The 20418-nt window shown below is 37.0% G+C and carries 18 protein-coding genes and 1 tRNA gene; 11 read left to right on the top strand and 8 right to left on the bottom strand.

The features are described 5' to 3' along the window. Positions 1 to 464 precede the first annotated feature (464 nt). Together glmS and glmU are read right to left on the bottom strand one after the other, a co-directional pair. The gene (gene glmS / locus GYX25_RS05705) at positions 465 to 2297 is read right to left on the bottom strand and encodes a glutamine--fructose-6-phosphate transaminase (isomerizing) (protein ID WP_174786917.1); all 1833 of its coding nucleotides are present in this window, start codon (positions 2295 to 2297) and stop codon (positions 465 to 467) included. A gap of 3 nt (positions 2298 to 2300) precedes the next feature. After that, positions 2301 to 3686: a bifunctional UDP-N-acetylglucosamine diphosphorylase/glucosamine-1-phosphate N-acetyltransferase GlmU gene (gene glmU, locus GYX25_RS05700; protein WP_174786916.1), complete on the bottom strand. Its 1386-nt coding sequence runs from the start codon at positions 3684 to 3686 to the stop codon at positions 2301 to 2303. A gap of 141 nt (positions 3687 to 3827) precedes the next feature. Between glmU and hemG the strand changes: the two genes are divergently transcribed. Together hemG and typA are read left to right on the top strand one after the other, a co-directional pair. Beyond that, positions 3828 to 4361, top strand: coding sequence for a menaquinone-dependent protoporphyrinogen IX dehydrogenase (gene hemG, locus GYX25_RS05695; RefSeq protein WP_202983826.1), 534 nt, complete (start codon positions 3828 to 3830; stop codon positions 4359 to 4361). Between the two features lie 165 nt (positions 4362 to 4526). Beyond that, positions 4527 to 6353, top strand: coding sequence for a ribosome-dependent GTPase TypA (gene typA / locus GYX25_RS05690; RefSeq protein WP_091346614.1), 1827 nt, complete (start codon positions 4527 to 4529; stop codon positions 6351 to 6353). Between the two features lie 34 nt (positions 6354 to 6387). Here the strand turns inward: typA and GYX25_RS05685 are convergent, their stop codons facing one another. Then, complete coding sequence (locus GYX25_RS05685; protein WP_091346178.1) at positions 6388 to 6804, bottom strand: RnfABCDGE type electron transport complex subunit B; 417 nt, start codon at positions 6802 to 6804, stop codon at positions 6388 to 6390. Further along, positions 6804 to 8516: a formate--tetrahydrofolate ligase gene (locus GYX25_RS05680; RefSeq protein WP_174786915.1), complete on the bottom strand. Its 1713-nt coding sequence runs from the start codon at positions 8514 to 8516 to the stop codon at positions 6804 to 6806. The genes GYX25_RS05685 and GYX25_RS05680 overlap by 1 nt, the downstream gene beginning before the upstream one ends. A gap of 140 nt (positions 8517 to 8656) precedes the next feature. Here GYX25_RS05680 and sohB point away from each other — a divergent pair, with 140 nt between their 5' ends. From sohB to GYX25_RS05665, 3 genes are all read left to right on the top strand, one after another. Next, on the top strand, positions 8657 to 9766 hold the full coding sequence (sohB, locus tag GYX25_RS05675; RefSeq protein WP_174786914.1) for a protease SohB: 1110 nt from the start codon (positions 8657 to 8659) through the stop codon (positions 9764 to 9766). Positions 9767 to 10053: 287 nt separating this feature from the next. Continuing rightward, positions 10054 to 11754, top strand: coding sequence for an aspartate-alanine antiporter (gene aspT / locus GYX25_RS05670; protein WP_174786913.1), 1701 nt, complete (start codon positions 10054 to 10056; stop codon positions 11752 to 11754). Between the two features lie 29 nt (positions 11755 to 11783). Then, complete coding sequence (locus GYX25_RS05665) at positions 11784 to 13379, top strand: bifunctional aspartate transaminase/aspartate 4-decarboxylase (RefSeq protein ID WP_085248216.1); 1596 nt, start codon at positions 11784 to 11786, stop codon at positions 13377 to 13379. Positions 13380 to 13658: 279 nt separating this feature from the next. On the opposite strand, the gene GYX25_RS05660 is transcribed toward GYX25_RS05665, so the two are convergent. After that, positions 13659 to 14231 (bottom strand): hypothetical protein, encoded by a 573-nt coding sequence (locus GYX25_RS05660; protein ID WP_174786912.1) that lies wholly within the window; start codon positions 14229 to 14231, stop codon positions 13659 to 13661. 322 nt (positions 14232 to 14553) lie between these two features. Then, positions 14554 to 14641 (bottom strand) — tRNA-Ser (locus tag GYX25_RS05655). 193 nt (positions 14642 to 14834) lie between these two features. Here GYX25_RS05655 and GYX25_RS05650 point away from each other — a divergent pair. From GYX25_RS05650 to GYX25_RS05625, 6 genes are read left to right on the top strand one after another with little or no spacing between them, the layout of a single operon-like run. Then, positions 14835 to 15152: a TusE/DsrC/DsvC family sulfur relay protein gene (locus GYX25_RS05650; protein WP_091346164.1), complete on the top strand. Its 318-nt coding sequence runs from the start codon at positions 14835 to 14837 to the stop codon at positions 15150 to 15152. 21 nt (positions 15153 to 15173) lie between these two features. Further along, positions 15174 to 15470 (top strand): cell division protein FtsB, encoded by a 297-nt coding sequence (gene ftsB, locus GYX25_RS05645; RefSeq protein ID WP_091346162.1) that lies wholly within the window; start codon positions 15174 to 15176, stop codon positions 15468 to 15470. After that, entirely contained in the window at positions 15470 to 16180 is a 711-nt protein-coding gene (ispD, locus tag GYX25_RS05640) for a 2-C-methyl-D-erythritol 4-phosphate cytidylyltransferase (RefSeq protein WP_085246790.1), read from the top strand. Before ftsB ends, ispD begins: the two co-directional genes overlap by 1 nt. A 4-nt stretch (positions 16181 to 16184) precedes the next feature. Further along, on the top strand, positions 16185 to 16670 hold the full coding sequence (gene ispF, locus GYX25_RS05635) for a 2-C-methyl-D-erythritol 2,4-cyclodiphosphate synthase (RefSeq protein WP_174786911.1): 486 nt from the start codon (positions 16185 to 16187) through the stop codon (positions 16668 to 16670). 21 nt (positions 16671 to 16691) lie between these two features. Beyond that, positions 16692 to 17714, top strand: coding sequence for a tRNA pseudouridine(13) synthase TruD (gene truD, locus GYX25_RS05630; RefSeq protein WP_174786910.1), 1023 nt, complete (start codon positions 16692 to 16694; stop codon positions 17712 to 17714). 5 nt (positions 17715 to 17719) lie between these two features. After that, complete coding sequence (locus GYX25_RS05625) at positions 17720 to 18346, top strand: protein-L-isoaspartate(D-aspartate) O-methyltransferase (protein ID WP_160401827.1); 627 nt, start codon at positions 17720 to 17722, stop codon at positions 18344 to 18346. 36 nt (positions 18347 to 18382) lie between these two features. Here the strand turns inward: GYX25_RS05625 and GYX25_RS05620 are convergent, their stop codons facing one another. Together GYX25_RS05620 and GYX25_RS05615 are read right to left on the bottom strand one after the other, a co-directional pair. Next, positions 18383 to 19207: a 3-keto-5-aminohexanoate cleavage protein gene (locus GYX25_RS05620; RefSeq protein ID WP_174786909.1), complete on the bottom strand. Its 825-nt coding sequence runs from the start codon at positions 19205 to 19207 to the stop codon at positions 18383 to 18385. A 14-nt stretch (positions 19208 to 19221) separates the two neighbouring features. Next, positions 19222 to 20418 carry an MFS transporter gene (locus tag GYX25_RS05615; protein WP_091346151.1) on the bottom strand — a complete coding sequence of 399 codons (1197 nt, stop codon included), beginning with the start codon at positions 20416 to 20418 and terminating at the stop codon, positions 19222 to 19224.

Below are 20418 nucleotides of genomic sequence, written 5' to 3'. Positions count from 1 at the left end.
TAATCGTAATATTTTAAATATTCAGCACCATCTATATGCTAACATAGCTAATAATTAGGCCTATTATCGTTATCACTATTATCATCTTTATCCATTATCTTTTTAGTTTCGTTATAAATATTCAAATAATGATAAACTATTACTGATTATTTTAAAATTAATAATAACTTATTTATTTGTTTATATGACTGTTGATCTTCTGAGCCTCGCCAAAAAAGTGAATAGAAGTTGTCTCTATGATATAAATAAAAATCATAGGAAAAAAATCATGGTGAAAAAGTTTAACTTTAGCATCGAATTCAAATTGCTCTTTAGTCAGTTTTTTTTAATGGTTTTTTAACTAGTTTTTATAGGTAAACTTTGACGTTAGTCTAATTGTGGTTATTCCCACCTGACAGTACAACAAAAACGTAACGTAATTTGTTGTACAAATCATTATGGCATTGTATTTAATACAGTCAAACTTACTCCACGGTAACCGATTTTGCTAAATTACGAGGCTGATCTACATCAGTGCCTTTGATTAAAGCAACATGATATGCGAGTAGCTGTGTGGGCACGGTGTAGTAGATTGGTGCGGTAAGTTCTTCTATATGGGGTAGATTGATGATGTGCATGGTGTCATCACTGACAAACCCCGCATCTTGCTCAGCAAAGACATACAGTTGACCGCCACGCGCTCGTACTTCTTCGATATTGGATTTTAGTTTTTCTAGCATTTCGTTGGTTGGTGCCATCACAATCACTGGCATATCCGCATCAATTAATGCAAGAGGGCCATGTTTGAGTTCACCTGCAGCATAAGCTTCGGCGTGGATGTAAGAGATTTCTTTGAGTTTTAACGAAGCTTCCATAGCAATTGGATATTCATCACCCCTCCCTAAGAATAACGCATGATGTTTATCAACAAATTGCTCTGCTAATTTTTTAATTTGTGGTTCAGACATAAGCACTTGTTCAATGCGGTTTGGCAAGGTTTGTAAGGCGTGGACAATCGCTTGCTCGGTGCTTTGTGCCATATTATTTAAACGTCCTAATTTTGCAACTAGTAGCAATAAAACTGTTAATTGTGTGGTAAAGGCTTTAGTTGATGCAACACCAATTTCAACCCCTGCTTTGGTTAATAAAACGAAATCGGCTTCACGCACGAGTGTGGATGCCGCTACATTACAGATGGCAAGGGTGCTTAAGTAATGGTTTTCTTTAGCCAATCGTAAGGCTGCGAGTGTATCTGCAGTTTCGCCTGATTGTGAAAGAGTAATAAATAGACTGTTCTTGCGACGGGCTGGGTTGCGGTAACGAAATTCTGAGGCAATTTCGACATCGCAAGGAATTCCTGCTAAGGCTTCAAACCAGTAGCGTGCTACCATACCGGCATTATAAGCGGTGCCACAGGCAACAATTTGCACATGCTCAACCTGCTTTAGTATGTTTTTTGCATTATCGCCTAGTTCTGATAAATCCACTTTACCATGCGCCATACGACCTTCAAGGGTATTTTTAATCGCATTAGGTTGTTCGTAGATCTCTTTTTGCATATAGTGGCTATAGCCTGCTTTGCTACCCGCATCATATTTTGCATCAGATTCTATACGTGGCCTTGTTACTTCATGATGATTCTTGTCTAAGATTGTCACTGTGCGGTGTGTGATAAGTGCGGTATCACCTTCTTCCAAATAGATAAATTGGCGGGTGACGGGTAATAGCGCTAATTGATCTGATGCGATAAAGTTTTCACCTACGCCACAACCAATAACTAAAGGACTGCCAGAGCGCGTTGCAACTAATATATCTGGGTTGCGCGTGTCCATAATGACTGTGCCATAAGCGCCTCGTAGTTGCGGGATAGCTTTTTGCACGGCGTCAAATAAGGAACAATCTTCGGTTGATATAATGTCATGAATTAAGTGGGCAATAACCTCGGTATCGGTTTCTGAACGGAATTGGTAGCCTTTGGCGATCAACTTTTCACGCAATGGCTCAAAATTTTCAATAATTCCATTATGCACGACAGCAATAAAGCCAGATACATGTGGGTGGGCGTTATGTTCAACGGGTTCACCATGGGTTGCCCATCGAGTATGCGCAATTCCGGTAGCTCCTTGTAGTGGATGTTTTGCAATGGCATCTTTTAGTGCTTGCACTTTGCCAACACGGCGAACGCGTTGCAGTTCGCCGTCTGGTGAAATAATTGCCAGTCCTGCTGAGTCATAACCACGATATTCTAATCGTTTTAGACCTTCCAATAATATTTCAGCAACATCACGTTTGGCGATAGCCCCCACGATTCCACACATAGTTTATTCCTCGTTAGTTAACTTTGTAGGTCGTTTCCAACCAGCAAGTTGTTTTTGTTTAACTCGACTTACAACCAATTCGTTATCATTTACATTATTGGTAACGGTTGTGCCTGCTGCAATAGTTGCACCTTTACCCACTTTTACCGGTGCAATCAATTGTGTGTCAGAGCCGACAAATACATCATCTTCAATAATGGTTTTAAATTTATTGGCGCCATCATAATTACAGGTGATAGTGCCGGCACCGATGTTGACATTACTGCCGATTTCGCTGTCTCCAAGGTAGCTTAAGTGCCCAGCTTTGGTGGCTTTGCCCAAATGCGCTTTTTTTAATTCAACAAAATTGCCGACATGGGCTTGTTCGTCAAGTTGTGAGCCAGGTCGTAGGCGAGCAAAGGGTCCGATAGTACACTGTTTAGCGATAGTTGAATCTTCAATAATGCTATACGGGCTGATGTTTGAGTTATCATCAATCGTGCAATTTTTTAAGATACAGCCCGCCCCAATAAATACGTTATTACCTAGTGTGACATTGCCTTCAATAATTACATTACAATCAATAGTGACATCTTTACCGTGCGAGAGTGTGCCTCGTAAGTCAAAGCGATTTGGATCAAGCAGTGTCACACCAGCGAGTAATAAGTGTTGAGCTTGCTGATGTTGATATTGTCGTTCTAACGTTGCCAATTGCAGGCGATTATTGACGCCTTCAACTTCAAGTGGTTGTGTTGGGTGTGAGGTTAATATGTCATAACCATCTTGGTGTGCAAAAGCAATAATATCGGTTAAGTAAAACTCTTGTTGCGCATTATTGTTGGTTAAACGAGATAACCAATTTTTCAATAATTTACCAGTAACGAGCATGATACCGGTGTTAATTTCATTGATTTTTTGTTGCTCAGGAGTAGCATCTTTTTGTTCCACAATGGCAACGACTTTGCCATTGTGGCGTTCAATACGTCCATATCCAGTTGGGTTATCAAGTATTACGGTCAATAATGCGATGCCTTGCTTTGGTTTGTTAGCAATTAAAGTTTGCAGCGTTTGAACCGATATAAGGGGGGTATCCCCATATAAAATTAAGATATCTTCATCATCTTGAATATAAGGGATAGCTTGTTGAACAGCATGGCCAGTACCGAGTTGTTCAGCTTGGTAAACCAGCTGAACATGTTGATCCTTGAGTGTTTCTTCAAGTTGTTCTTTGCCATGGCCATAAACAATATTGATGCGATCAGTATTAAGTTGTTGAACTGTATCAATAACATGTTGTAACATCGGCTTGGCGCCGATTTTATGTAAAACTTTAGGTAGGTTGGAATACATCCGTGTGCCTTTTCCTGCCGCCAAAATAATTGCACTCAGTTTTGGAGGTGAAATTGCCATAATCAGTTCCGGTCTGGTTAAATTAGCCTAATACTATAATCAAAGTTTTTAATGAAATCATCCCCAATCTTTTAATTTTTATCATAAAAAAAGTAATGTTGATATTTACCAATGAGTTTAACAAAAGAAGGAGGCAATGTTATGAATTCCGTGATGAAAGTTTTATTACTCTATACTACACATGAAAATCAGACATTTAAGATTATGCAACGCATAAAAACGCAACTTAATGGTAAATGTGATTGCGATGTTATTGAACTACTACCTGATACTAAAATTGATCTAACACAATACCAAGCCGCATTATTGGGTTGTTCAATTCGTTATGGATTTTATAGCAAAGTGATGAAAGCGTTTATCGATAAGCATTATCAGCAATTAAATAATATGAAGTCTGGATTTTTTGGGGTAAATTTGGTGGCGAGAAAACCGAATAAAAATACACCAGAAACGAATTTATACACTAAAAAATTCTTAGCTAAAATAGCATGGAAGCCAACTTTTACTGCGGTTTTTGCCGGCGCGCTGTATTATCCACAATATAATTGGTTTGATCGCAATATGATCCGCTTTATTATGTGGTTAGGAAAAGGGGACACGGACGTAACAAAACCGATGATTGAATATACGGATTGGGCAAAGGTAGATGAGTTTGCCGATCAGTTTTATACTTAAACGCATAGTTTCCTGAAACTTTTTCACAAACAAATCGATATTTTTTTAAACTTATCAACTTTTCGAGTTCTTTTAAATAAACTTTGTGATATAGATCAACATTTCGGCTAAAAAGGTGTACAATACCGCGCCTATAGAATGTGTCTCCTAATTGGAATTTTAATTGTGATTGAAAATTTAAGAAATATTGCCATTATTGCCCACGTTGACCATGGTAAAACGACTTTGGTTGACAAGTTATTAAAACAGTCAGGTACGTTAGATAATCTACGTGGTGACGATAACGAACGTATCATGGACTCTAATGCGCTTGAAAAAGAGCGTGGTATTACCATTTTAGCTAAAAATACCGCTATTGATTGGAATGGTTACCGAATTAATATCGTTGACACCCCAGGCCATGCTGATTTTGGTGGTGAGGTTGAACGTGTTATGTCGATGGTTGATTCTGTGCTATTGCTCGTTGATGCAATGGATGGACCAATGCCACAAACACGTTTTGTAACGCAAAAAGCGTTTGCTTATGGTTTAAAACCAATTGTGGTTATCAATAAAGTCGATCGTCCAGGTGCACGTCCTGACTGGGTTGTTGATCAAGTATTTGATCTGTTCGTTAATTTAGGGGCAACTGATGAACAGTTAGATTTCCCTATCGTTTATGCTTCAGCATTAATGGGGATCGCAGGTTTAGATCATGAAAATATGGCTGAAGATATGACGCCATTATTTGAAGCGATCGTTAAATATGTTGAACCACCAAAGGTTGATTTAGACGGTCCATTCCAAATGCAAATTTCTCAACTTGATTATAATAATTATGTTGGTGTTATTGGTATTGGTCGTATTAAACGCGGTCGCGTTAAACCAAATCAACAAGTGACTATTGTTGATAGTGAAGGCAATAAACGAACTGGCAAAGTAGGTCAAGTTCTTGGTCATTTAGGACTACAACGCTATGAGGCTGAAGTTGCTGAAGCTGGCGATATTATTGCATTAACGGGGCTTGGTGAACTAGGCATCTCTGATACGATTTGTGATAATAGCTGCGTTGAAGCATTACCTGCGTTAACCGTTGATGAACCAACTGTAACTATGTTCTTCAATGTCAATAGCTCACCATTTGCTGGTAAAGAGGGTAAATATGTCACTTCTCGTCAAATTCTTGAGCGTTTAAATAAAGAGCTTGTCCATAATGTTGCTCTTCGTGTCGAAGAAACGCCAGATCCAGATGCCTTTAGAGTCTCTGGTCGTGGTGAATTGCATTTGTCAGTACTCATCGAAAATATGCGCCGTGAAGGTTATGAGTTAGGGGTTTCTCGTCCTAAAGTTATCTTTAGAGAAATTGACGGTAAAAAACAAGAGCCATTTGAACAAGTTACGCTTGATATTGAAGAACAACATCAAGGTTCAGTGATGGAAGCACTTGGTTTACGTAAAGGTGACTTAACAAACATGCTACCAGATGGTAAAGGTCGCGTACGTTTAGACTATATCATTCCAAGTCGTGGTCTTATTGGTTTTAGAACTGAATTTATGACCATGACCTCAGGTACCGGTTTGCTTTATTCTACCTTTAGTCATTATGATGACGTTCGCCCAGGCGAAATTGGTCAACGTAATAATGGCGTAATGATTTCAAACGGTACTGGTAAAGCATTGGCTTATGCGCTATATGGCTTACAAGACCGTGGTAAGTTATTCCTAGGTCATGGTGCTGAAGTTTATGAAGGTCAAATCATTGGTATTCATACTCGCTCAAACGACTTAACCGTTAACTGTTTAACCGGTAAAAAATTAACAAATATGCGAGCATCAGGTACTGACGAGGCAACAACACTTTCACCTCCAATTAAAATGTCATTAGAACAAGCATTAGAGTTTATTGACGATGACGAATTAGTGGAAGTTACACCATTATCGATCCGTTTACGTAAACGTCATTTAACTGAAAATGATCGTAAACGTGCGTTTAGAAGTGGTAATAAAGACTAATGTAGTATTAGTGCTACCGTAATATGAAACCTCGCTATTTAGCGAGGTTTTTTTTGGCTTTTACTCTAGCAATGGCGTCGGCTATTGACTGTTTACGATCGGTGGGAGTGCTGATTTTGTTTGTCGTCGGCATGGTGCGTGGAAACAAGATCGTTGGTGGCACTAACTGATTATGGCCTAATCGCTGTTGCTTTTTCTGAGTTAGCACTAACTCTTCTGATTCACTCAATACGCTACCTAACGTACTTAATGTAATACAGTCTGTTGGGCAGGTATTGATACAATTACTACACGAGGTACATAATTGTGGCAGTATTGTGTGCAATACTTGTTTGCTACCGACAATGGCATCGGTTGGGCAAACACGGATGCATTTGCCGCAGCCAATACAGTTTTCTTCGTCAATAAATGCTTTATATTGTTGTTGGGTTTGCATAATCACTTCTTGCATTAACTTAAACCTACAATATTACCATCTTTGTCAATATCAATTTGTCTATAAGCTGGATTAGTGCCTAGCCCTGGCATGGTCATTACATTACCAGCATAAACACGAATAAAACCAGCACCAGCAGATATAGCTAAGTGACTAATGTCGACATCAAAATCGGTAGGTACATTTTTTAGATTGGCATCAGCACTAATTGACATAGGGGTTTTAGCGATACAAAGCGGCAAATGATCGAGTTTTAATGCTTCTATCTCTTTGATATTTTCCAGTGCTTGTGCTGATAAATTAGCTTTGTTGGCGCCGTATTTTTTTACCATAGTTTGGATTTTATCAGCAAGTGACATGTTGTCAGGGTAAGGTAATTTGATCTCACTTGGCATATCACACGCTTTGATAACATGCTCTGCCAGTTTTTCAGCGCCTTTACCGCCTTGAGTGAAAACTTCACTCACTTCGCAAGCAAATGCCCCATGTTCAACTGCATATTTTTGTAAAAATGCCAGTTCTTCTTCACTATCGTGTGGAAAGCGATTAATGGCAACAATCACTTGTAGCCCATAACTTTTAGCATTGTTGATATGCCACGCTAAATTAGCCGCACCAATTTCAAGCAGCTCCACATTAGATTCTGAGATTTCTTTTGGAATCGCTTGTCCTGGTTTGATATTATATTTACCGCTGTTAGATTTTAAGCTACGAACCGTTGCAACCAGTACCACACATGAGGCTTTTATTCCTGCTTGGCGATATTTAATATTAAAGAATTTTTCCATGCCCATATCTGAGCCAAAACCAGCTTCGGTTACGACATAATCGGCAAGTTGCAAAGCAATGCGATCTGCAATGACAGAGGAGTTGCCATGGGCAATATTAGCAAAAGGTCCTGCATGAATAAGTACCGGGGTATTTTCAACTGTTTGCATCAGGTTTGGATTAATTGCATTTTTTAGTAACACTGTCATTGCGCCCGCAACTTCAAGTTGTTCTGCGGTAATCGCTTCACCTTGAGTATTATAAGCAAGAATAATACGCCCAATGCGTGCACGCATATCGTGTAAATCTGAGGCTAATGCTAAAATTGCCATAAGTTCTGACGCTGCGGTAATTTCAAATCCATCTTGGCGTGTAATGCCATTAACTCCACCACCGACACCAACAGTAATTTTGCGAAGCGCACGATCGTTATGATCTATCACGCGTTTCCACACAATGCGATTTACATCGATATTGAGACGAGGCAAGCCCGTTTGTGCGGTAAATTCATCGCCCAAGCGTTCTTCATGATAAAGCCGTGAATCTAATGCGGCTGATGCCAAATCATGGGCGGCAGTAATAGCGTGAATATCACCAGTTAAATGCAGATTTAAAGTTTCCATAGGTAATACTTCAGCCTGACCACCGCCAGCAGCACCACCTTTTACACCAAATACAGGACCTAAACTTGGCTGACGGATACAAGCAATGGCTTTTTTCCCAATATAATTTAAGCCTTCACTTAGTCCGATAGTATTCACCGTTTTACCCTCACCAAGTGGGGTTGGCGTAATAGCGGTAACTAACACTAATTTGCCGTTAGGTTTGTTTTGGTTGGTTTTAAGAATAGATAGATCGATTTTTGCCACATGTTTGCCATAAGGCAGAACAAATTCTTCTGGGATGTTGCATTGTTTAGCGATTTCAGTAATTGGGCGTAAAGGCATATTAGTTCTCATCTAACAATAAATTAGACTATCAGTATAAATAATTTAAATTGCCGAATAAAGCGACAATTTTATCTTTATTGATTTTCGGCACAAGTCACCATTATCTTGTTATAATAACTCAATACATTCAATAAAAGGAAAATAGTTAAATGAATTGGTTTTCTGAGTATTCACTTTTTTTAGCTGAAACAGCAACAGTTGTTATTGCAATTTTAGCGGTACTTATTTTTATATTAAGCCAACGCCGTAAGTCAGCAACGGTGGCAGGGCGTTTATCGGTCAAAGACATTAGTCAAGAATATGAGCAAGTTAAAGATGATATGTTAATGTCAAGTATGGACGAACTAGAAGCTAAGCTGTTTATGAAAGATCTTAAAAAACAGAAAAAACTTGAGAAAAAGCAGGCAAAGTTAGCGGCTAAACAAAAAAAGAAACAAGTTAAAAAGCAAGAAAAATCTGACGAACAGTCAACGCCAGTTAATACAACCAAGCTAGCAGAGAGTCATACAGACCAGCAAGTAAAACCAAAATTGTTTGTATTGTCTTTTAACGGCAGTATGGATGCGCATGAGGTTGAAGAGTTACGTCAAGAAATTACAGCAGTATTGGCTGTTATTAAACCAGAAGATAAAGTTGTCGTTAAACTGGAAAGCCCTGGTGGTGTCGTCCACGGTTATGGACTTGCAGCATCGCAACTATTACGGTTTAGACAGCGTGATATTCCTTTTACCGCTGTGGTTGATAAAGTTGCTGCCAGTGGTGGTTATATGATGGCATGTACAGCTTCAAAAATTGTCGCTGCGCCATTTGCCATTGTGGGCTCAATTGGTGTAGTTGCACAAATTCCTAACTTTAACCGCTTACTTAAAAAACATGATGTGGATATTGAGTTACAAACAGCAGGTGCGTATAAACGTACGTTAACCATGTTTGGAGAAAACACTGAAGAAGGTCGCCAAAAATTTAAACAGGAATTAGAAGAAACTCATATTTTATTTAAAGATTTTGTTAAAGAGTATCGTCCAAACGTGGATATCGAACAAGTTGCCACTGGTGAGCACTGGTTTGCAACGCAAGCCAAAGATAAAGGCTTAGTTGACGAAATTAGTACCAGTGATGATTTTATTTTATCTCACTTAGAATCACATAAAATTATCGCTGTTAGTTATCAACGTAGACAAAAATTATCAGAAAAAATTTCAAAAAATGTCGTAAAAAGTGTCGAAAAATTATTTTTCAGACAAGGAAATGGGCTGTAATAGCCCTTTTTAAATCTATAATTTACGCGCAATCTTATATCAATATTATGGCGACGCCTCAATTTTTTCCAAAACAATTTATTAATCAATTTAGTACCTTTATTTAATCAATATTAATTATCTCTCTATATTATCTTCTGACGATAGCATTAATTGTTAAAGCTGAATATCTATTAATCTAATTGAGATTTAATATAAACCTATATTCATACAAATTGATGGATATCATTCCATTCTATTACATATCTTTTTTTATTCACATATCATTACGCTTGAGGACAATTATTATGTTTCAATGGCTTTCAAACTGGGTTTTAGATGGACTTAAACACTCTCCCGAAATTTTATTATTTTTATCATTGAGTTTAGGGTATTTAATTGGCGGCATTCGGATGGGAAAATTCCAACTTGGTGGTGTCGCCGGTTCATTACTTGTTGCCGTTGCGTTAAGTGTTTTTGGTGTGACTATTGACGCAGGCGTTAAAGCGATTCTTTTCGCACTGTTTATTTATACAGTAGGTTATGAAAGTGGTCCTCAGTTTTTCCGCTCACTAGGCGTTAAAACATTACGCGAAATTTTCTTAGCATTATTTATTGCAGTTGCAAGTTTTATAACTGTTGTGGTATTAGCTAAAATATTCAATTTAGATAAAGGTCTTGCTGCTGGTTTAGCGGCAGGTGGTTTAACCCAATCTGCTATTATGGGTACGGCTTCTGATGCTTTAAGTCAACTTGGATTAAGTGTCGAAGAGTTAAGAAAAATGCAAGCAAATGTCACCATTGGCTATGCGGTAACTTATATATTTGGTTCACTAGGTGCCATTATTGTGTGCGTTAATATTTTGCCAAAAATCATGGGGAAAGATATCGCCGATGATGCAATTAAAGCACAAGCTGAACAGCTTCATGGATCACTTTTATTGGGGGCTGATCAAAATCTAGCTTTATCAGATATTAGTGGTCGTTTATATCGTATTTCAAACAAAATCAATCAAACCGTTGCGCATGTGGAGCAAACTGTTAATGGTATTAGCATTGAGCGTATCAAGCGTGGCAATAACATTATTGAAGCAACACCAGAAACAGTATTAAAGTCGAAAGATATCATTCTAGTTGTTGGTCACCGTGATGCAATGATTAAAGCGCATGATCTACTTGGTACCGAAGTTAATTCAGCATCAGGTATGGACGTTGTGATGAACAAGCTAGATGTTGAAATGCGTAACAACAAGTATGTAGGACAAAATCTTACACAAGTGCTCACTTCTGACGAAGTCATGAAATTAAAACATGGTATCTATCTTGTGGCTATTCATCGTGATGGTCAATCTCTTCCCCTTAATAATGATATCTATTTAAAACTAGGTGATGTTATTACCATTTATGGTGCTGATGGTGATCTTCGTCGAGTGGTTGATAAAATCGGTGCGCCAATTACTAAAAGCGAAAAAACTGACTGGATATTCCATGGGTTAGGGCTTGTTGTCGGTCTTATTATTGGCTTAGTTGTGATTCGTGTTAGCAATATTCCAATTACTTTAGGTGCAGGCGGTGGTGCGCTTTTATCTGGTTTATTATTTGGTTGGTATCGTTCTGTTCATCAAACTATTGGTAATATTCCAACTGGTGCAGTGCAACTTTTAAAAGACTTTGGCTTAGCAGGTTTTGTTGCTGTTGTGGGTCTCAGTTCAGGTCTTCAAGCGATTAATACTATTAAAGAACAAGGTTTATCCCTATTTTTAATTGGTGTGGTTGTGACCTTATTACCGATGCTGCTTGCCATCTATTTTGGTAAATATGTGCTTGGCTATAAAAATGCAGCAGTATTTGCTGGTGCGTTAGCTGGAGCACGTAGTGCTAATCCTGCTTTTGGTGAAGTGCTTAATAAAGCTGGCAACTCAACACCAACTAATTCTTTTGCTATTACTTATGCTTTAGCTAATGTCTTCCTAACTTTATTAGGTCCATTAGTTGTTGCTTTTGTTTAATTGATATATCAAATTAAGGATACAAATGTATGAAAAACAATACACAATACAGCCAATATGCTAATTTAAGTCCTTTTGAATTGAAAGATAACTTAATTAAACTGGCACAAAGTCATACTGATCGCGTAATGTTAAATGCAGGAAGAGGCAATCCTAACTTCCTTGCGACTTGGCCTCGACAAGCCTTTTTTCAATTAGGTGTGTTTGCAACTCAAGAATCTGAAATGTCATTTTCATATTTAAATGAAGGCGTTGGTGGTATGCCAATCAAAGCTGGATTAACAGGACGCTTTGAACATTTTATTTGTCAAAACTATAACACTCCTGGGGTTGCCTTTTTAGGTAAAGCTTTTTCTTATATTCGTGATCAACTTGGGTTGGACGAAAATGCTTTTTTACAAGAGATGGTAGAAGGTATTTTGGGATGCAATTACCCAGTACCTGACAGAATGCTACATTTTAGTGAAGATGTGGTTAAAGCCTATATTTTACAACAAATGGGCGCTCAATATCTGGATCGTGATAACATCGATTTATTTGCCGTTGAAGGTGGCACAGCTGCCATGGCTTATATTTTTAATTCAATGAAAGAAAACGGTTTAATCCAAAAAGGCGATAAAATTGCTATTGGTGCGCCAATATTTACGCCTTATCTTGAGATTCCCGAACTCAATGACTATCAACTAGTTGAGGTGTTAATCAATTCTGATCCTAATGCAAATTGGCAGTACCCTGAGTCAGAATTGCGTAAATTAGAAGATCCATCAATTAAAGCCTTTTTCGTTGTTAATCCATCTAACCCGCCATCAGTTAAAATTGATGATAAAAGTCTAAAAATTATTGCTGATATTGTTAAAAAACGCCCTGATTTGATTATTCTGACCGATGACGTTTATGGTACATTTGCGGATGACTTTCAATCTTTATTTGCAATATGCCCACAAAATACCATTTTAGTTTATTCATTTTCTAAATATTTTGGTGCGACTGGTTGGCGTTTAGGTGTCATTGCCACAGCTCGCGATAATGTTATCGACAAAACAATTAAAGCATTACCAAACAAAACTAAACAGATCTTAAATAAACGCTATAGCTCAATTGTTACTGATCCAGAAAACCTAAAATTTATTGACCGACTAGTGGCTGACAGCCGTGCGGTTGCATTAAATCATACTGCCGGTCTTTCAACACCACAACAAGTACAAATGGTTTTATTTGCATTATGCGAAATGATGGATAGTGATCAAAGTTATAAATCTGCATTAAAATCACTAATCCGACGCCGTGCAGCATCACTTTATCAACATTTAGGTCTTAAACATCAAACGGATGAAAACAGTGTAGATTACTATACGCTAGTGGATCTTGAACATATTTGTCGAGAATTATACGACGATAATTTTGCAAAATGGATCCTAAAAAATAAAAATCCATCTGAAATGTTATTTAGAATTGCTGATGAAGCAGGGGTTGTATTATTACCAGGTAAAGGCTTTGCTGTACAGCATCCTTCTGCTCGAGCTTCGTTAGCTAATTTAAATGAGTACCAATATGCCGCAATTGGTTTATCAATGCGCAAATTGGCAGAAGAATATTATGATGAGTATAAAGCTAAAAACAAATAGCTAAATAGCTATACTAATAAACCCACATAAAAACCCTAGTTAATCTAGGGTTTTTATTTACTCAATAAAACGTTACGTCACTATCTATTATAAAAATAAATGCAATATAAAAATCAGTCAGGAAAGATATTGATTTTATTTGATTTTTTATTTCTTGTTTTGTAAAAGAATAAAGCCGTTTACCGAATAAAATTACAGTTTCAGAGGGCAACTCGATCAACGACTTTAGAGTTATACATTGTATCCATTTACTAGCAATAACAAATTGGTTTGCTGTTTTTATGGATTAACTTTAGGACCATAATTCCAACCTAACATATGTGGTATGTATTGTTCAACATGACTATTTTCATCATATGGGGCATCCATATCATCTTCATCATCGCTATAAACACCAACAAAGTCTTTTAAATCACCTAGTTCTGGAATTGGAACTAATTGGTCAGTTGAAACTATGTCATCATTCTTAACATAAGTAATACGCCAAACTAAGTCTTTAGCTGCTTCACTTCCATATAAATCATCAGCCAATACTTCTAACGGTTTTAATAGGGTAGTGATATCACCACATAAATCAGTTTCAGCAACACAATAATTAACAGAAAGTAATCGATATACTTTTTTGCCAACAATATATCTTGTAACAGCTTGTTTAGTTTCTTTATATTCATCAATAATAATGACAAAACGCCCATCATCAATATCTGCTGAGTAAGTTAAATATTCAATACCATCGTTTAGAACTTCATGCTGTTTTTTAAATATAGGGGTTTCTTCTATATTTGGGGCAGCAAATGTGGTTGCTGTAAAAAGTAAAGATAATGCAGTTACTAATTTTAATAGATTATTCATTGTTGTTTATTCCTATGTTTTTTTAGAGCATGCTACTATAAATTAAACAGTATATAAATTTAAGATTAATTATCAAAATAAGCTAGAATTTCTAGCTATCCCATAAAAACAACATATTAGCTGATTATTTAAAAATAAATTCAACCAAAAGTTGGTCAGGAAAGGCATTGATTTTATTGAGGTTTTTTTGATTTGCTGTTTTAAAATACAGATAGAAAATTATTTAAGCTGATTTGATTTGAATGAGAATAGTATATTAGATGATGTGCTGATAAAAATTGATTAGTTGGTTTATCGGTTTCTAAATAATGCTTGGAGAAAATGGCGGAAGCGCAGAGATTCGAACTCTGGGAGGGTCGCCCCTCGCCGGTTTTCAAGACCGGTGCTTTCAACCGCTCAGCCACACTTCCGCAATGGCTGTGAATATTAAAGGAGACTTGCTTATTTGTAAATAGCTATTTTAAGATTTTTTATCGTTTGCTTTAAATTTCATCAAATTTTGTGGAAATTAAGCAAACGATGGGGTATTCGCCTGCAAAATTAGTGTTGGATTTTGATTAATTGGGTATAATACAGCATAAATTAAATAGCGTACTTTGAAAAATGTTAGAACAGATAGAAACCGATGATAAAGGTTATTTAAAAAATTGGCAGGATTGGAGTGTTGACTTGGTTCCTGAATTGGCAGCCAAAGAGACCATTGAATTAACTGATGCGCATTGGGAAGTAATTTTATTTGTTCGTGATTTTTACTTAGAATATAAAACTTCACCAGCTATACGTGCGTTAGTTAAAGCGATGGAAAAAAAATTTGGTGCAGAAAAGGGCAACAGTCGTTATTTGTATAAGTTATTTCCCGAAGGTCCTGCTAAACAAGCGACTAAACTTGCTGGTTTACCAAAACCCGTTAAATGTATATAGATAAAGGATAATATTCAATTCATGATAAGATGGAAGCTCCCTTTATTACTATTGGTCGTGCTTGGTTATTTGCAGTATTCTTTATGGTATGGCAAAAATAATGTGTACGATTATCAAGATAATGTTGAAATGTTAATCAGTTTGCGTGCTGACAATGAAAAGTTAAAGGCTCGTAATGAACAAATGTTTGCTGAAATTAACGATTTACAACGTGGTTCTGAAGCTATTGAAGAGCGTGCGCGTAGCCATTTGGGTATGGTTAAACCTAATGAATATTTTTATCGTATTATAATTGATTCAGACTCGAAAAAACGATAATGCATAATGTGAACACCAATCATATCACCGCTATTGTGCCAGCTGCCGGAATTGGTAGCCGTATGAATAGCCAAGTTCCTAAACAGTATTTAAAAATCGATTCAAAGACGATCTTAGAACATACGTTAAATAAATTATTAACTCATGAGCAAATAACCAAAGTTATTGTTGTTATTAGTCCTGAAGATGACATATTTAATACGCTTTCGATCGCTTTACACGATAAGATTAATGTCACTTTAGGTGGCAAAACGCGAGCCGATTCGGTATTAGCTGGGTTGCAATTATTAAATGATGATCAATGGGCTTTAGTTCATGATGCCGCAAGACCTTGTGTTGATCATGATGATATTACTCGGTTAATCACAACGGTAATAAATAAAAAACAAGGTGGGTTATTAGCTACCCGTGTGAGTGATACAATAAAACGAGCGTATCAAGATAATGATACCGTTGTTGATTATTCTGAAGATCGTACTTATTTATGGGGGGCAGCAACGCCTCAACTGTTTAATGCCGGCGAATTAAGATCATGTTTGCAACAAGCGTTAGATCATGGTGTTGCCATCACGGATGAAGCTTCAGCCATTGAGTATTGTGGCGGGCACCCTTTATTGATTGAATGTCGCCGAGATAATATAAAAATAACGCGTCCTGAAGATTTAGCGTTGGCAACTTTTTATTTAACTAAGCAGAGTCTAAATAGGTAAAAGTATGAGAATAGGGCATGGGTTTGATGTTCATAAATTTGGTGGCGAGGGTCCGATAATCCTTGCTAGCGTAAAAATTCCTTATCAATATGGGCTTATTGCGCATTCTGATGGTGATGTTGTATTGCATGCAATAATTGATGCGTTGATTGGTGCATTAGCATTAGGGGATATTGGTAAGCTATTTCCTGATACGGATCCAAAATATAAAGGTATTGATAGTCGAATATTATTGAAAGAAGTGTACATCCTTGTTCAACAAAAAGGCTATGAATTAGTGAATTTGGATACCACTATCATTGCACAAGAACCAAAAATGCGACCACATATTGATCAAATGCGAGTAAATATTGCTGAAGATCTAAATGTTCATTTTGATCAAATTAGTGTCAAAGCAACAACGACAGAGCAATTGGGCTTTACTGGGCGCAAAGAAGGTATTGCTTGTCAAGCAGTCGTGTTATTAAGCAAAAAATCTAAAGTAGATTAAATTTAAAAATAGGCAATACAAGTGTTAGCACAACTTAATTATTTATATGGAAAACCAACCACCACAGGGCAATATAAACAACAATACGAAGATTTTGTCGTCACAGAGGATCTCGGTTTTGAACTGACTGGCGATGGTGAACATGTTTTAGTTTTTTTGCAAAAACGTGATTGTAATACTGTTTTTGTCGCTGAACAGTTAGCTAAATATGTTGGTATTCCAGCAAAGCTCGTAAGTTATGCTGGACTGAAAGATCGCCAAGCTGTCACTGAACAGTGGTTTAGTTTACATATGCCAGGTCAGCAAACGCCTGACTTTTCGGCATTTGATTTGGCAGGGTGTAAAATATTAACAGTCACTCGGCATAATAAGAAATTAAAAATAGGTGCATTAAAGGGTAATTATTTTAAAATTAGATTAAGAAATTTAAATGCTCAATCTGAAATTGATTCTAAATTAGCGTTAATTAAACGACATGGTGTGCCTAATTATTTTGGCGAGCAGCGTTTTGGTCGTGATGAAAATAATATTACTCAAGCCATAAAATGGGCCAGTGGTGAAATTTCGGTTAAAGATCGTAAAAAGCGTGGCTTTTATCTTTCAGCAGCACGAAGTGCGATTTTCAATGATATTATCAGTCAACGAATTGCACAAAATTTGCATCAAACGGTACTTGATGGTGATATATTACAATTAGCGCAACGTGGTAGCTGGTTTGTTGCTCAAGCTGATGAATTAACGGTGTTACAGCAGCGTCTAGAAAACGCTGAACTTAATATTACAGCTCCACTGTTAGGAGATTCACCGCTTGGTACATTATATAAAGCGCTAGAATTTGAGCAAAAGTGTTTAGAAAATTGGTCTGAATTTAATGCTCTATTTAAACAAGAACGAGTGGAGACTGCAAGAAGATCGTTATTGTTACGAGCAGAGAAGCTTAATTGGCTATGGCTGGATAGTTGTACGCTTGAGCTTGATTTCTATTTGTCATCAGGTTGTTATGCGACAAGTGTGATTCGTGAATTAATAATAGGAAATGAATAGTCCAAATGCAAAGTTTAAAAATGCAGTCCTTAATTAAATTCCTGCGTCAACACGGAATAAAAGACGATCGTGTTTTAGATGCCATTGCTTCTATTCCCCGGGAGCATTTTGTTGATGAAGCTCTTTCGCATCAAGCTTATGACAATCGACCGCTACCAATTGGTAGTGGCCAAACCATTTCTCAACCTTATATTGTTGCAAAGATGACCGAATTGTTGAAATTATCGCCTAATTCCAAAGTCCTCGAAATTGGCACAGGATCGGGGTATCAAACAGCTGTTTTGGCTAAATTAGTTGATCATGTTTGTTCTGTAGAACGAATTAAAAGCCTACAATGGAACACTAAACGCCGTTTAAAGCAACTTGATATTCACAACATTTCAACGCGTCATGGAGATGGCTGGTTAGGCTGGCCGGAGCGCGGGCCATTTGATGGCATCATCGTGACTGCAGCTGCATCAGAAGTGCCACTATGCTTGCTCGAACAATTGGCAGATAAAGGTCGATTAGTGATTCCTGTTGGCGAAAACAAACAAATTCTGCAGTTAATTGAGCGTGATGGAGATAACTTCGTAACCAAAAATATGGGCGAGGTGATATTTGTGCCTTTGGTTAAAGGGGATATAGAGTAAAAACCACCAGAAAGACTGATGGTTTCACCTTTCTAGTTATTTGATATTTAATATCTTTCTTGCTTCGTTTGGTGTTGCAGGTTGTTTTCCTGCTTCTTGTATAATACGAACAGCTCGTTCAACAAATTGACAATTTGATTTTGCTAGTTCTCCTTTCGTATAATATACATTATCTTCCATTCCTACACGGATATGTCCACCCATAGAAATGGTTGCAAAAAGTGTAGGTAAATGATTCGAACCAATACCAAATGCGGACCATGTGCAGTCTTTGGGTAATAAATTTTTTAGGAAAACAAGATTTTCAATAGTGGCAGCAATACCTCCAGGGGCCCCCATGCAAAGTTGAAAGTGTAATGGTGCTTTTAGTACTCCTTTTTTTAGATAATATAATGCGTTATAGATAAAGCTTGCATCAAATACTTCAATTTCTGGTTTTACATTTTGTTCTTGCATGTAATAACCTAATTTTTCTAAAAAAGCAGGGGTGTTATAAAATACGGTAGAGTTCATCCAGTTCATTGTTCCACAATCGTATGAAGCCATTTCTGGTTTTACTTTCGATAAATGAATCATTCGTGTTTCATCTGTTGCATGGAGATCGCCCGAAGTAGTGCAATTGATAATAATATCGCAGTCAGTTTTACGAATTAATGAAATTGTTTCTTCAAATCTTTCAGCGCTCATAGTCCCATGCCCATCATCATCTCTCATATGAAGATGGGCAATAGCTGCACCAGCTTTCCAACATGCATAAACATCTTTTGCTATTTCATGTGGTGTCATTGGTATTGCTTTATTATGTTCTTTAGTTGGAAAGGCACCTGTAGTTGCAACAGTAATAATTACTTTATCATTCATAATTTAACCTCTAATTATTCAATTTTGGTATTCGGTAAAAAAAGCATAGTAATAGCAGAAAAGAAGAAGAATACTGCACAAATTCCAATGCCAACAGTAAGCCCATATTTAGTTGCTATAAAACCAAGCACAAATGGTGAAAATGCAGATATTCCGCGTCCTGCATTGAAGCAAAATCCTGCACCTAAAGTTCTTATGCGTGTAGGAAACAATTCTCCAAAATAAGAGCCAAATAACCCCACAAAAGAGATGAAAAAAGCATAAAATGGTCCCATCAATAAAATCATCATTGGGTCTTCAACCATTACATAAATAGGTAATGTAATTGTGGTACCAATGAATGATAAGATAATCGCTTTTTTACGCCCTATGTTGTCAGATAACCAACCAAATAAGTTATAACCGACAAACATTCCTATGTTTAATATTAGAAAAAACAAAGACATTGTTTTTATGTCTAATCTTCGGACTTGTACTAAAAATGTTGGTATCCATGTAGTCGATCCCCAATATGCAACAAAAGCAAAACTTGATAATAGTGTGGCAAGAATTGTTCTTTTAAAAAGATTTGGAGCAAAAATCTCTTTAATTGAAATATTGCTTATATCGCCTTTTGCGATTCTATCTTCTTTTTGGTTTTTCCAAACTTCTGATTCAGGCACAAAAAAGAAGATATAAAGTGCTGCAAAAATTGAACCTGCACCCGTTAAAAATAGAGCTCGCCAACCAAATTCAGGTATTATGAGTGAAGAAAGAAATGCAGCTATCCCAGCTCCAGCTGGAAATGAGCTTAAAACAAAAGCAGCAGCTCTCCCACGTTGTTTTGCGGGCCAAGATTCAGCTATATAAGCAGCGATAATACCCCACACTCCACCTAACGCTAATCCTGCTGTAAAACGTAACATTAACAAAACGATCCAATTTGGACTTAATGATATTGCAGCAGTTAATATTCCAAAAATGATTAAACTCCAGATTAATGATGTTCTTCTTCCATGATTGTCAGAAAACCAACCAACAATGACACTACTTAACCCAACCCCTAGTAGCGTTGCGGTGCCAAGTAGTCCCCCTTGGGACATTGTCATATCCATGTCTTTCATAATTGCAGGTAATGAAACAGCCAATAAAGTAATATCCATTGCATCAAACATGTACCCAAAAAAACCGCCAACAAGTACATGCCATTTATTAAGTAATTTTGTTTTCAT

The organism is Gilliamella sp. ESL0254 (assembly GCF_013344985.1).
In the GTDB taxonomy this organism is placed as follows: Bacteria; Pseudomonadota; Gammaproteobacteria; order Enterobacterales; family Orbaceae; genus Gilliamella; species Gilliamella bombicola.
Note: the sequence above shows the minus strand (reverse complement) of the source record. Positions and strands in the feature narration are given on the sequence as shown.

Excerpts from the sequence above, each read along its gene's own strand:
- glmS (WP_174786917.1), bottom strand. The coding sequence starts at position 2,297 with ATGTGTGGAATCGTGGGGGCTATCGCCAAACGTGATGTTGCTGAAATA.
- glmU (WP_174786916.1), bottom strand. The coding sequence starts at position 3,686 with ATGGCAATTTCACCTCCAAAACTGAGTGCAATTATTTTGGCGGCAGGA.
- hemG (WP_202983826.1), top strand. The coding sequence starts at position 3,828 with ATGAATTCCGTGATGAAAGTTTTATTACTCTATACTACACATGAAAAT.
- GYX25_RS05685 (WP_091346178.1), bottom strand. The coding sequence starts at position 6,804 with ATGCAAGAAGTGATTATGCAAACCCAACAACAATATAAAGCATTTATT.
- GYX25_RS05680 (WP_174786915.1), bottom strand. The coding sequence starts at position 8,516 with ATGAGAACTAATATGCCTTTACGCCCAATTACTGAAATCGCTAAACAA.
- sohB (WP_174786914.1), top strand. The coding sequence starts at position 8,657 with ATGAATTGGTTTTCTGAGTATTCACTTTTTTTAGCTGAAACAGCAACA.
- aspT (WP_174786913.1), top strand. The coding sequence starts at position 10,054 with ATGTTTCAATGGCTTTCAAACTGGGTTTTAGATGGACTTAAACACTCT.
- GYX25_RS05665 (WP_085248216.1), top strand. The coding sequence starts at position 11,784 with ATGAAAAACAATACACAATACAGCCAATATGCTAATTTAAGTCCTTTT.
- GYX25_RS05660 (WP_174786912.1), bottom strand. The coding sequence starts at position 14,231 with ATGAATAATCTATTAAAATTAGTAACTGCATTATCTTTACTTTTTACA.
- GYX25_RS05650 (WP_091346164.1), top strand. The coding sequence starts at position 14,835 with ATGTTAGAACAGATAGAAACCGATGATAAAGGTTATTTAAAAAATTGG.
- ftsB (WP_091346162.1), top strand. The coding sequence starts at position 15,174 with ATGATAAGATGGAAGCTCCCTTTATTACTATTGGTCGTGCTTGGTTAT.
- ispD (WP_085246790.1), top strand. The coding sequence starts at position 15,470 with ATGCATAATGTGAACACCAATCATATCACCGCTATTGTGCCAGCTGCC.
- ispF (WP_174786911.1), top strand. The coding sequence starts at position 16,185 with ATGAGAATAGGGCATGGGTTTGATGTTCATAAATTTGGTGGCGAGGGT.
- GYX25_RS05625 (WP_160401827.1), top strand. The coding sequence starts at position 17,720 with ATGCAAAGTTTAAAAATGCAGTCCTTAATTAAATTCCTGCGTCAACAC.
- GYX25_RS05620 (WP_174786909.1), bottom strand. The coding sequence starts at position 19,207 with ATGAATGATAAAGTAATTATTACTGTTGCAACTACAGGTGCCTTTCCA.
- GYX25_RS05615 (WP_091346151.1), bottom strand. The coding sequence starts at position 20,418 with ATGAAAACAAAATTACTTAATAAATGGCATGTACTTGTTGGCGGTTTT.